At 64.6% G+C, this 12,579-nt stretch carries 10 protein-coding genes; 4 read left to right on the top strand and 6 right to left on the bottom strand.

Annotated elements, in window-relative coordinates; all coding sequences use genetic code 11:
• Positions 1–21: 21 nt before the first annotated feature.
• From hflK (C2H86_RS24635) to C2H86_RS24615, 5 genes are all read right to left on the bottom strand, one after another.
• Positions 22–1,062, bottom strand: a complete 1,041-nt coding sequence (hflK, locus tag C2H86_RS24635; protein ID WP_240349639.1) for a protease modulator HflK — start codon at positions 1,060–1,062, stop codon at positions 22–24.
• Positions 1,049–2,065, bottom strand: coding sequence for a protease modulator HflC (gene hflC, locus C2H86_RS24630; protein ID WP_159410270.1), 1,017 nt, complete (start codon positions 2,063–2,065; stop codon positions 1,049–1,051). Before hflC ends, hflK (C2H86_RS24635) begins: the two co-directional genes overlap by 14 nt.
• Complete coding sequence (gene hflK / locus C2H86_RS24625) at positions 2,062–4,041, bottom strand: protease modulator HflK (protein ID WP_159410269.1); 1,980 nt, start codon at positions 4,039–4,041, stop codon at positions 2,062–2,064. Before hflK (C2H86_RS24625) ends, hflC begins: the two co-directional genes overlap by 4 nt.
• 446 nt (positions 4,042–4,487) lie before the next feature.
• Positions 4,488–5,192: an SDR family oxidoreductase gene (locus tag C2H86_RS24620; RefSeq protein WP_159410268.1), complete on the bottom strand. Its 705-nt coding sequence runs from the start codon at positions 5,190–5,192 to the stop codon at positions 4,488–4,490.
• 101 nt (positions 5,193–5,293) lie between these two features.
• Positions 5,294–6,187 carry a LysR substrate-binding domain-containing protein gene (locus C2H86_RS24615; RefSeq protein ID WP_159410267.1) on the bottom strand — a complete coding sequence of 298 codons (894 nt, stop codon included), beginning with the start codon at positions 6,185–6,187 and terminating at the stop codon, positions 5,294–5,296.
• Positions 6,188–6,490: 303 nt separating this feature from the next.
• Between C2H86_RS24615 and C2H86_RS24610 the strand changes: the two genes are divergently transcribed.
• On the top strand, positions 6,491–7,423 hold the full coding sequence (locus C2H86_RS24610; RefSeq protein ID WP_159410266.1) for a LysR family transcriptional regulator: 933 nt from the start codon (positions 6,491–6,493) through the stop codon (positions 7,421–7,423).
• A gap of 10 nt (positions 7,424–7,433) precedes the next feature.
• Here the strand turns inward: C2H86_RS24610 and C2H86_RS24605 are convergent, their stop codons facing one another.
• Positions 7,434–8,624: an MFS transporter gene (locus C2H86_RS24605; protein ID WP_159410265.1), complete on the bottom strand. Its 1,191-nt coding sequence runs from the start codon at positions 8,622–8,624 to the stop codon at positions 7,434–7,436.
• Between the two features lie 299 nt (positions 8,625–8,923).
• Here C2H86_RS24605 and C2H86_RS24600 point away from each other — a divergent pair, with 299 nt between their 5' ends.
• From C2H86_RS24600 to C2H86_RS24590, 3 genes are all read left to right on the top strand, one after another.
• Positions 8,924–9,106: a DUF2986 domain-containing protein gene (locus tag C2H86_RS24600; protein WP_159410264.1), complete on the top strand. Its 183-nt coding sequence runs from the start codon at positions 8,924–8,926 to the stop codon at positions 9,104–9,106.
• A gap of 332 nt (positions 9,107–9,438) precedes the next feature.
• Positions 9,439–11,160, top strand: a complete 1,722-nt coding sequence (locus C2H86_RS24595) for an ABC transporter permease (RefSeq protein WP_159410263.1) — start codon at positions 9,439–9,441, stop codon at positions 11,158–11,160.
• Positions 11,161–11,169: 9 nt separating this feature from the next.
• Positions 11,170–12,471: an ABC transporter ATP-binding protein gene (locus C2H86_RS24590; protein WP_159410262.1), complete on the top strand. Its 1,302-nt coding sequence runs from the start codon at positions 11,170–11,172 to the stop codon at positions 12,469–12,471.
• The last annotated feature ends 108 nt before the right edge of the window (positions 12,472–12,579 follow it).

The raw sequence follows: 12,579 nt of genomic DNA, 5'->3' as shown, positions 1-12,579 counted from the left end.
ACTGGGAAAAAGGCATCGTAGTCATTGCGCAGGGCCCTGCAGGATCATGTGCCCGGCGTCATCTTTGTTGACGGTGGTGACCGACCCGGCACGCGCCAGGATAGCCGGCACCCGCTCACGGTAGAGGCGCAGCAGCAACTGCGGATCCTGCTGCTGGGTCAGGCCGACGATCGTCGCGGTGGCGGCCTGGGCGCGGGACAAGCGCTCGCTGGCTTCGGCCTGGGCCACTTGCACGGTGCGGTCGGCGGCCTGGGTGGCCTGCTGCAATTGGCGCGCAGCATCATTACGGGCCTTGGCGACCGCCTGCTCGGCCTGCTGGCTGGCAGTGAGCACCGCGTTGAACGCGCTGACCGCCGACCATGGCAGCGAAGACTGGATGTCGACCCGCACCACCTCGATGCCCAGGCTGGCGCCGGCCAACTGCAGCCGAGCCAGGCTGCCATTGATGCCTTGCTGCAGGTCACCGCGCAGCCGCTCGCGTTGATCGGCCAGACGGGCATCGCCGCCGACCAGCTCCGGGCGCGCGACCAGGATGGCATCCATGTCGCGCGAGGCGCAGATCTGTACGGCGTTACGTTCCACCAGGCGGTCCAGCGCGGGTTGCACATGTTGCCCCTGGCGCGCATAGGCGTAGGGGTCGCTCACCGTGTAGAACACCCGCACGTCCAGCTGCACGGCCCCGGCGTCGCCGGTCAGCAGATAGCCGGAACCTGCAGTGGCATCGCTGGCCAGGGTGCCGTCCTTGTCGGATTTCTGCGCAAGCGCCGAGCGCAGCAGCAACTCCACCCGGCGTTCGGTGACCCGCGCCGCCGAGGGCAACATCACCACTTGCTCGAAGGGCTCAGGCCAGGCCAGCAACAGGCCGGCATTCTGGATGCGCTCCTCGGCCCCCAGGCGCAAGACCACCGCACGGTTTTCCGGGCCTATCTGGCGCACATTGCCAAACAGCCAGCCCACCGCCGCCAGCACCACCACCACGTACAACGCCAGGAAGCCGATGCGCCCCGATTGTAGCCAGGGGCCGGCGGGCAGCATGGCCGACAACGGCTCACGGCTGGCCATGGTCAGCCCCCGCTGGCAGCACAGGCCCCTCTACCAGGGCGCGGAACGGCGCCGCGTCGGTGCGCAACACCAGCTTGGTGCCGGGGTTGATGACCGAGCCAAGGGTGTCGAGCGAGCGCAGCAAGGTGTACAGCTGCGGCGCACCGGCATAGGCCTTGCCGTAGATGTCCGCCGCCTGCACCTGGGATTGCGCCTGGATCTGCGCGGCCTTCACGCTGGCATCGGCCTGCAGGATACGGGCATCACGCTCGGCGGCCGACTGGATCTCGGCCGCCTTGCGCTTGCCTTCGGCCGTGCGCTCGGTGGCGATGGTCTCGCGTTCGGCGCGCATGCGGTCAACGGTGGCTTCGAGGGTGACCTTGGGCAAGGTCAGACGCTCGATACCCACTTGCACCACCCGCACCCCATAACTGTTGATCAGTTGCTGCTCGATCTGCTCGCGCAAGCGTTGCTCGAAGCCGTCGATGCGCACCCGGCTGGCATCGACGTTGACCAGGTCGGCCAGTTCGAAACCGCTGGCCGTGGTTTCCAGGGCCGAACCTACCAGGGTGCGAATCTGCCGCGCCGCCTCGTCGGGCTGATTCTGCACCGCGCGCATGAACAACTGGATGCTCTGCGGATCGGCCGCCACCTGCCAGGCGACATAGGCCTGCACGATGATGCGCAGGCCATCCCGCGTGCCGACATCCTGCAGCCCGCTTGAGGTGGTGCGCAAGCGCAGGTCGACCGGTACCGCGGCCTCGAACGGCACGGGCCAGCGCCAGTTGAGCCCAGGTTCGATCAGCACCCGCGACGGGTTGCCGAAACGTGTGATGACGGTTGCTTCGCCGACACGAACCTGCACGAGGCAGGCCGTCGCGGCCATGATCAGGACCAGCAGCAGCGCTACCCCGACACGCAGCCAGGCGGGTCGGGCACGGCCGTGATTATCGGCATGATCGTGATCATGATTGTGGTCGTGGTCGTGGTCGTGGTCATGACCATGTGCGGTATGGGAACTCACGGGTTACGCTCCTGGATACGGCCGGATGCGGGTTTCGATTGTGAAGGGTCGATAGGCGCGGCAAAGCTGCGCAGGTCCAGGGTCGGCGCCTGGTTTGCCGCCAGCCGGTGGTCGATGATTAGGCTGCTCGCCTGCGCCATCCCTTGGGACAGACGCTCCAGGTACTGTTCGAGGATGAACGCCTGGCCGGCGTGCAGCCAGGCGGTGTGCTCGGCATCGAAGCGCAGCGCGGCGGTGTCGGCCTTGGTCTGGGTTTCATGGGCGCCGGCCGTGGCCTTGTCGGTCAACGACGTGGCGCTCTGGCGGGCTTCGTCAAGCTTCTGCGCGGCCTGCCCACGGTCACGGGCGACCAGCGCTTGGGCGGTGATCTGCGCGGCCTGCACGGCATGGTAGGCATTGGCCGCGCCGGCGGGCGGGTGGATGGCCTCCACCGAGGTCGCCAGCAGCTCTACCCCGGTATCCATGCGGTCGAGGTCCGCCTGCACTGCACGGCCGATGTCACGGCCGAGCTCGGCACGCTCGGCGCCCAGCAGACCATCCAGCGAGCGACCGGCGAAGTCGTGGACCAGCACCCGATTGGCAATGCTGCGCAGCAGTTGCTCGACGTTGGCCGTGTGATACGCCGCCGCCAGGGCGGCCGCGTCGCTCAGGCCGATGCGGTAGATGAAGCGAACGTCCATGTTGACGATCTGGAACCCCTGACGCCCGCCATCGGCACCGGCAATCACCTGCGAGTTCTCGCTCAGGTGAGTGGCGTCCCACAGCCGGTTGGCGGTGGTCGGCGGAGCACCGTCGGCAGCCGCCAGCGGTTCGCTGACACCCTCGGCCGTGGTCGTCGCCATTTCATGGATGATGCTGTTGTCCACTGTCAGCACTTTGCCAAAGGGCCAGGGCAAGCCGACATGCAGGCCCGGCGGGTACACCGCCACGGGGTTGCCAAAGCGCTCGTAGACGCCACGATTGTTGGTCGGCACCTCGACGATGCCGGTCAGCAGCCAACCGACCAGCGCCACCAGCGCCGCCACCGGCAGGAACGCCCGCCGCATGAAGGCGAACGCCCATACCTGGCGCAGATCGATGCCCAGGCGTTCATGCAGTTCATCTTGCAGCACGGCCAATGGCCGGGGTGGCCACTGCAGAAAGTCGCCCGCCAGGCTACGCGCCACCAGTGCCGGCTCTTCACCTAGGCGCGAGGGGCGGAACATCGCCAGCACCGCCCGGGTCAGCAATTCGAGCGCTGCCAGGCCAGGCAACAGGCCGATCAGCACCGCCAGGCGGGCCGGCCACAGGCGCTCGCCGTCGATACAGGCCAGGCAGGCAATGGTCAGCACCTGCACGGCAATGACCAGCCGCAAGGTGGCGGCAAGCGCCGCAGCCTCGGGCCAGGTCGCCTCGCTTTCAGCCATCAGGTGGCGCTCGAGCACGACCAGGCAAAACGCAAAAACGGCCAACAGGCCGATGGCAACCCACGTCACCTGCCCTGCCACCGACGGTGTCGGCAGGTCGAAGCGCCAGGCCCCCTTGACCAGCAGCAGTGCCAGGCACGCCAGGCCAATGAGCCATGGCGTTTCTGCGCCAAGCCTGCGCCATTGCCGTCGGCAGGCATCGGCGACCTGCCGGCACCAGCGATCGAAACGGCTGAGCGACTCAGGCTCGACGGTTTCTTCGCCAGCGCGAGAGAACAGCAGCGGGACGGGCATGTGGCCCATGGCAGTCGCACGCCAGCTGGCCACCTGCCAGGCCGACTGTGCAGCGCCTGCCAACAGAAGCAGAGCGGCGCCGTTGACGGCGAGCAGGACCAGCCAGTAGGAGTCAGGGCTGAATATCCCGATCAGCCCTTGCAGTAGCGCCAGCAGCACAGCAACCGCCAGCGACAGGTACATCAGCTGCCTCAACTTGCGGGTATGGATCAGCGCATGCTGAAAACGGGGGTAACCATCGAGGTCGACGGCCTCAGTGTCTAGATCGACTCTCATTAAGACTCCAGGAAATACCAGGCTACGCAAGTCTTGAGCCGAAGGAGCTGACGGCCACCGGCGACGAGCAGCGTAACGTTATAACGACAAATGTAAAAAATTTGTCGCAAAACGTAAAATTGGCATTTGGGCCTCAAGATAGGTCGGAAGGGATGCGGCGCCTGTGAGATGGAGCGCCGCCCGCGCGGCGCATCGCGAGCTCTGCTCGCTCCTACGTTTGTTTCGGGCCAGTAACGCCTGTGGCAGGCGCGCGCGACCGCCTTTTCGTACGACGCGATATTCCGCCAGGCGCCAAGGCGTTCGCGCGCAAATCCCACAGGAATAACTGGCCCGAAACAAACGTAGGAGCGAGCAGAGCTCGCGATGCGCCGCGCGGGCGGCGCTCGATCTCACAGGCGGCAAAAACTTCAAGGCGAACACCTACCGGCCTCCCCCCTCGAAACTGCTCAGACGCTACGCGTCACGCCACCATCGACCTTGATGTTCTGCCCAGTAATGTAGGCAGCACCATCGCTGGCCAGGAAGGCAATGGTGGCGGCGATCTCCTCGCTGGTGCCGTAGCGCTTGAGTGGCACGCTGTCGCGGCGCTGCTCGGTGGCCGGCAGGCTGTCGATCCAGCCGGGGAGCACATTATTGATACGCACGTTATCGCCAGCGAACTGGTCGGCGAAGATCTTGGTAAAGGCCGCCAGACCCGAACGGAACACGGCCGATGTGGGGAACAAGTCAACAGGCTCGAACGCCCAGGCGGTAGAGATGTTGATGATCACCCCGCCCTTCTGCTTTTGCATGTAAGGCGTCACCAGCCGTGTCGGGCGGATGACATTGAGCAGGTAGGTATCCATGCCCTTGTGCCAGTCTTCGTCGCTGATCTCCAGGATTGGCGCGCGAGGGCCGTGGCCGGCGCTGTTGACCAGCACGTCGATGCGGCCCCATTGCTCCACCACAGCATCCACCAGGCGCTGCAGGTCCTCGACCGACTGGTTGCTGCCGGTGACGCCGATGCCGCCCAGTTCGGCGGCCAGCGCCTCGCCCTTGCCTGAAGAGGACAGGATGGCGACCTTGAAACCGTCAGCGGCCAGCCGACGTGCCGCTGCAGCCCCCATGCCGCTGCCACCGGCGGTGATGATTGCCACTTTTTCTACAGACATGTTGCCTCCTTGGGTAATGGAACCGTGCTGTTGCAAGTTTCATCACACTAGCAGCCGGCAGCTGATCGAGGGAGGCAGGCAAAGTTGGCCAAGCCAGTAGATTAACTATCGCCTACCTGGCTATTGAGCCACTCCCTGACAAGGCCTAGCGCTGCTGCCTCCTGCGCCTTGCGTGGCCATACCAGGTAGAACGCCTTGTCCAGCCTCAGCTGCTGGGGAAAGACCTGCTCGAGCCTGCCGGCAGCGATGTCGACCTTGACGAAGGCGTAGCTGGCAAGGGTAATGCCCTGCCCGCCAATGGCGGCGTCGATGGCCAGCGATGTCTGGTTGAAACGCACACTCTTCGCCGTCGGCTTCGAATGTTCAGGGAAGAAGGCAGCCGTGTATTGCGGCCAGAAATTGTGCCCGTCGTGCAAGGCGACATAGCGTTGCAAGGCCGCAAAGCTCTCTGGCTTGCCCATTTCAGACAACAACGCCGGGCTCGCCACCGCGACGATCCGTTGCTCCATCAGCAGCTCGACGTTCAGCCCGCCCCCGAACGGCGGCTGACCGTAGCGCACGGCGATGTCGACGCCATCGGTATGGAAATGCGAGAGCCGGTCGGTGGCCAGCAGGCGCAGGTCGATGTCAGGGTGGGCCTCAGCGAAATGGCCGAGCCTTGGAATCAGCCACTTCGAGGCAAAAGTAGGCGTCACGCTGACCGTGAGCTGGGACGGTGCCGGGCGCAGCAGCTGGGTGGCTTCATCGATCATCCCCAGGGCGATGCGGATACTCGCCGCATAGCCACGCCCGGCATCGGTCAGGCCAACACCCCGTGGCAGGCGCTCGAACAGGCGCACCTGCAGGCTGGCCTCCAACCCGCGCACCTGCTGGGCGACCGCCGCCTGGGTCACGCCCAGCTCCTCGGCGGCGAGGCGAAAATTCAACTGACGCGCCACCACTTCGAACACACGCAGCGCATTGAGTGACGGCAACCCGGGGAAACCAGCAGGCATGGGAATGGATTTTCTATCGGTCAAGGTCTCCTGAGGCTACCGACATCACCTGGGGTTTGGAAGCGGTGCCAGTCGATGATCCATCGCAAAAGCCCCGACTAGGGGTATTCTGCCCCCGGGGGTGGGTTCAGGGTTTGCTGCGCCAATACAGGGTGACCGCCACCACATCCACGGCCAGCACGATCGCCACAACGAGGAACATGAAGTAGTGATCCTCCACGAGCATTGGCGTATCCCCTGTCTGGTCAGCTTTTCAGCATTGCGAGCAATTCCTGTTCCAATGGCGCTAAAAGGGAGTAACGAATGTTTTCATCTGAACGGCTGAAGGGTCTCGACGTGTTCGTCGCCGTCGCGGACCTGGGCAGTTTCACTGCCGCAGCCGAACGGCTGAACCTCACAGGATCTGCAGTGAGCAAGAGTGTGGCGCGCCTCGAGGAACGCCTTGGAGTAAGGCTGTTCAACCGCACCACCCGCACCTTGGCGCTGAGCGAGGCGGGTATCACCTTCTACCGCACCTGTACCTCGGTACTGGCCGACCTGGAGCAGGTTGAGCATGCCCTCAGCGCCGAGGGCGACGAGCCCCACGGCAAGGTGCGAATAGACCTGCCGGCCTCGTACGGCCGGTTGCATGTGCTGCCGCTGATCCTGGATTTCATCCACCAGCATCCGCTGCTGCAACCGCACATCTCGTTTACCGACCGCTTTATCGACCCGCAGCACGAAGGCATCGACATCGTCGTGCGCATCGGCGGCCCTGATGCCTGGCCAACCAGCCTGGGCCACCAGTATTTCGGCGCCCAGCGCCTGATCTTCTGTGCCTCACCCACCTACCTTGCCCAGCACGGCGTCCCGCAAAGCGAGCGTGATCTCGATCAGCATCACTGTGTCGGTTATGGGCACGGCGATGGTCAAGTCAGCCCATGGTTCTTCAAAGGCCGCCAGCCGGGAGAAATGGAGCGGCGTACGCCGCAGGCGCGCATCGCTGTCGGCGATGGCGAGGGCGAAGTGGCCGCCGTGCTCGCTGGGCATGGCATCGGCCAGTTACCGACTTGGCTGACCCAGCAGCACATCGACCAGGGCACACTGGTCGAGGTGCTGCCTGAGCTGGCAACGGACGGCCTGCCCATGAACCTGGTCTGGCTGAAAAGCCGCGAGAACCAGCCCAAGGTCCGCGCCCTGCTGGACTACCTGCTGCCACGGTTGGCGCCCCATGGCAGCCGGCCCGGCGACAGCTGACTGCCCTGCCCTAACGCTCAGGCGCGAGGTTGCGAACGGCCAACGCCAGGAGCAGCGCGAGCACCGCAACGGCAGCGGCCACATAGCCGAGGTAGCCGATGCCCAGGTTAGACACGGTCATGCCGCCGATGATGGCGCCAGCGCCAATGCCGGCATTGGCTGCCGAAACATTGCTGGTGCCCGCCAGCGCCTGTGCGTGGGTAACCGAACGCATGACCCGCACCTGGCTGATCGGGTAAAGCGCTGTATTGGCGATGCCCCACAGCCCAAGCGCTACACAGAACAGCCAGCCACCTTGAGCCAGCGGAACGGCCGCCCCCATGCCCAGAGCAAGCAGCGCGAGAAAGCCGATGGTGGCTTTGATCGGCGAATGGTCGACGGCCCTGCCGCCAATCCAGTTACCCACCAGGCCAATCGCGCCAAAGCCCATCATCCACCAGCCAACATTGGCAGGTGCCACCCCCGCGACACGCTCGAGGATGTCGGCCAGGTAGGTGTAGGCGATGAACATGGCACTGAACACCACCACCGAAAGCAGCACATTGGCCAGGAAGCATGGCTCCCTGAAAATCCGTGCCTGCTTGAGGAAATCCACCTTGGCCGTGCGCGCCACGCTCGGCATGTAGACCCACATGGCCACAGCCATGATCAACGACAGCCCGGCAAGCAGCCAGAAAGCCCCTCTCCAGCCGATCGCATTGGCCGCCACAGTACCTAGCGGAATACCCAGCAGCATGGCCGCCGAGATCCCCAGGTAGACCCTTGAAATAGCCTGGCCCGCCCGCTGCGGCCCGGCCAGTTGCCCGGCGGTCTCGCTGGCCGTGCCCCAGAACACCGGCAAGGCCAAGGCAGGCACCACGCGGGCCACGCCGAGCAACCAGATGTTGCTCGAAGCGGCCGCAACGGCGTTGGCTGCGGCGAACAGCAGCAAGATCCCGATGAACAGTTTTTTCCGCTCCAGATGCGACAGCGCCGCCGTCAGGGGCGGACCGAAAACCATCACGGTGAAGGCAAACAGCGTCACCAGTTGCCCGGCAGCGGCAATCGAAATGTTCAGGTCTCGAGCCAGCGCGGGAAGCAGCCCGACGATCAGGAACTCGGTGGTGACGATGAGAAAGGCGGAAAAAGCCAGGATCGCGATGCTGATTCCTGCGTTTCTGGAAGTGGAAGCAACCTGTGCGGCTGATTCGTAAGCAGACATTGAGAGGCTCCTGTTGATGGCCTCCCAGTTTATTCATTCCATAAAATACAATTATTGGCCAATTCTCACGTATCAACGGAACTGAATTCATCAATCCTTTCAGCCTCTTCACGGTCACCGGCTTCTGTCGGCCACGGATACGCTGTCGAATTCCGGGCCGTCTGCGCGGCCTAGATCAGCCAGATGTTGCGATTGCGCTCGAGTGTCAGGTGAATTCAGAGAGAGGCTGCAGGCCGGGCCCGCAGAATGAAATCCCCAAGGTACAATGCGCGACCTACGCTGCACATCAGAGATGGACAATGAACCGCCAGAAGAAACTCAAACAGCTGCTCAAGGCCCACCAGAAAAAGGCCAATGCCAAGCTGGCGCCCAAGAGCAACAAGCCCAAGTACATCAGCAAGGCCGACCGGCTGAAGCTTGAAACTGAAGCGGCAGTTGTACAGAACGATTCAGACACACCGGCGGCCCAGGCAATCGCCTGAGCACCGACAGGCTCGATCAACGCTGCGTCTGCGATATTTCATCAAGAAAAGTCTGATCATTTTCGTGAATTCCTTTTCATGACGGCGGGATTGATCGTCTACGCAGTTGCTGGTCCAGCTACACACCCTCCCCATGCCGCATTGAGCGCATGCCTCGTCACGTCCCTCTCCGTCAGTGGCGATTAAACAAATCTTAATGTCTCTCAGGCATTTGCCGCCCTCTAGCCAGTTGCTTGCGACTGGCACTGCCTTTGCCCTGTCAGCCAACTGAACCATACTGGCTCACGTGGCGACAGCTGCCCTTCCCAGCCCCTGACGATAGAGATCTGATCATGGCCCGCCTGTTCACCCCGTCGTCAGGCCTGCGTAACGCCGTGCCCAATCGCTGGGACTGGATCCTCCTGCCGCTGGTGCTGGTATTGCTGGTGCTCGCCGCCTATGGCGCCATGCAGATGAGCCGGCCGTTCGTGGTCGGCGAGGCATTGTCGATCTCTCTCGACCCGGCCTACCTGCCCTACTACCTGCTGCGCACCATGCTGCGGATGTTCACCGCGCTGGGCTTCTCGCTGCTGTTCGCCTTCCTTTTCGCCGCGCTGGCGGCCAAGTACCGTGCCGCCGAGAAGGCCATGATCCCGCTGCTGGACGTGCTGCAGTCGGTGCCCATCCTGGGCTTCCAGGCCATTGCCATCGCGCCCTTCATCGCACTCTTCCCGGGCAATCTGCTGGGTGTGGAATGCGCGGCGATCTTTGCCATCTTCACCTCCCAGGCGTGGAACATGGCGCTGAGCCTGTACCAGTCGTTCCGCACCGTACCGCCAGAACTGAACGAGGCCGCACGGATCTTCCGCCTCTCGGCCTGGCAGCGATTCTGGCGCCTGGAACTGCCGTTCGCCATGCCTGGCCTGCTGTGGAACATGATGATGTCGATGTCTGGCGGCTGGTTCTTCCTGGTTGCCGCCGAGGCCATCTCGGTGGCCGGGCAGGATATCAAGCTGCCCGGGATCGGCTCCTATATCGCCGTGGCCATCGACCAACGCAACCTCGGCGCGATCGGCTGGGCCATCGCCGCGATGCTCACCGGCATCGTGCTCTACGACCAGCTGTTCTTCCGTCCGTTGCTGGCCTGGGCCGACCGTTTCCGCTTCGAAGACACCCAGGGCGACACCGCGCAGCGCTCCTGGCTGCTCGACTGGGGCCGCCACAGCAGTTGGCTGAGCGGCTTCAGCGCGTTGTTGGCGAAGGGGTTCCAAAGCGCCATGGGCTGGTTTGCCCAACGCCATGACGGCACCGTGGCGCGGCGCCATTGGCTGCGCCTGCCCACCTGGTGGTCACGCGCCTGGGACGCGGCCCTGCCGTTGGCTTGCGCCTTCGCCTTCATCCGCCTGGGACTGTTCGTGCACCAGGACGTCGGCTGGGGCGAGGCCCTGCACGTGCTCGGGCTGGGCTTGATCACCCTGTGCCGGGTGATGCTGCTGATCGCCCTCGCCTCGCTGGTGTGGGTGCCGCTGTCGATCTGGATTGGCCTGCGGCCCCGCTATTCGCAGAAGGTCCAGGCGCTGGCGCAGTTCCTCGCCGCCTTCCCGGTCAACCTGCTGTTCCCGCTGGTGGTCCTGGTGCTGGTGCACTTCCAGCTCAGCCCGAACATCTGGCTCAGCCCGCTGATGGTCTTCGGCACCCAGTGGTACATCCTGTTCAACGTGGTTGCGGGCGCCGCGACCATTCCCTACGAACTGCGCCTGGCCGCCGACAACCTCGGCCTGCGCGGCTGGCTGAAATGGAAACGCGTATACCTGCCGGCGGTGTTCCCCAGCTTCATCACCGGCGCCGTCACCGCCAGCGGCGGCTCGTGGAACGCCAGCATCGTCGCCGAGTACGTCAGCTGGGGCGACACCTCGCTGGTGGCCGACGGCCTGGGCAGCTACATCAAGCAGATGACCGACGCCGGTGATTTCCACCGCATCGCCTTAGGGATCGGCGTGATGTGCATCTACGTGATGCTGGTAAACCGCGTGTTCTGGCGCCGCCTGTACCTGCTTGCCGAAAACCTTCGCTGAGGACTTGCCATGAAACCATCGCTGATCGAACTCAAGAGCGTGAGCAAGGCCTTCCAGGCTTCCGACGGCACCCCGCGCACCGTCCTCGAAGGGGTCGACCTGAACCTGCGCGAGCGTGAAATCGTCGCCCTGCTCGGGCGCTCCGGTTCGGGCAAGTCGACCCTGTTGCGGATCATCGCCGGCCTGGTTGGCGCCGACCGCGGCACCGTCACCTACCGCGGCCAGCCGATCCACGGCCCGGTAGGCGGCGTGGCCATGGTCTTCCAGTCGTTTGCACTGTTCCCGTGGCTGACCGTGCAGCAGAACGTCGAGCTAGGCCTGGAGGCCCAGGGCATGAACCCGGCCGAGCGCCAGCGCCTGGCCGACACGGCGCTGGAGCTGATCGGCCTGTCCGGTTTCGGTGGCGCCCTGCCGCGCGAACTCTCCGGCGGCATGCGCCAGCGCGTGGGCATCGCCCGCGCCCTGGTGATGAACCCTGAGGTATTGCTGATGGACGAGGCCTTTTCGGCGCTCGACGTGCTCACCGGCGAAACCCTGCGCGACGACATGCTCGAACTCTGGGAAGAACGCCGCATCACTACCCGCAGCATCCTGGTGGTGTCGCACAACATCGAGGAGACGGTGATGATGGCCGACCGCATCCTCATCCTCTCCAGCGACCCGGGCCGGGTGCGCTCGGAACTGCACATCGACCTGCCGCGCCCGCGCAATGCCGACTCAGCGGAAGTCCGCGCGCTGATCGACGACGTTTACGCGCTCATGACCCGGGGCCCCGAAGCCATCGCCGCCGCCGGTGCGCCACCGGCCGTGGAGCTGGGCTACCGGCTGCCCGATGCCGATATCGCGCGGATGGAGAGCGTGCTCGAGCTCATCGCTGGCGAGCCCTTCAACGGCGAAGCCGACCTGCCGCACCTGGCCGAGGAAACCGCGTTGCCCGACGAGGTGCTGTTCCCGATCTACGAGGCCCTCGGCCTGCTTGGCTTTGCCCAGGTGATCGAGGGCGACATCCGCCTCACACGCCAGGGCCGCAACTACGTGACGGCCCGCCAGGCGCGGCGCCAAGACCTGTTCGCGCGCCAGTGCAAGGGGCGCGTGTCGCTGATCAGCTACATCCTCGACAGCCTCCAGCTGGAGCCCGCCGGCCTGCTGGAAAAGACCGTGCTCGACCGCCTGACGGAGTACATGGACGCCGAGGAAGCCGAGCGTGTGCTCAAGGTGGCCATCGAGTGGGGGCGCTATGCCGAACTCTATGAGTACGACTTCCACACGCGCCGCCTGACCCTGGCGCGGGAAATCATGGGCGAACACTGATTGCGGCGTTCAGGCGTGTGCGCTCAGACCGGCGAGCCCTTGCCACGCAGCAACGCATCGAACCGCTCCGGGTCAGCCGTGCCCAAGCGATTGCTTCGGCTGCTGACA

Source organism: Pseudomonas putida (assembly GCF_009883635.2).
GTDB classification, from domain to species: domain Bacteria; phylum Pseudomonadota; class Gammaproteobacteria; order Pseudomonadales; family Pseudomonadaceae; genus Aquipseudomonas; species Aquipseudomonas putida_W.
Note: the sequence above shows the minus strand (reverse complement) of the source record. Positions and strands in the feature narration are given on the sequence as shown.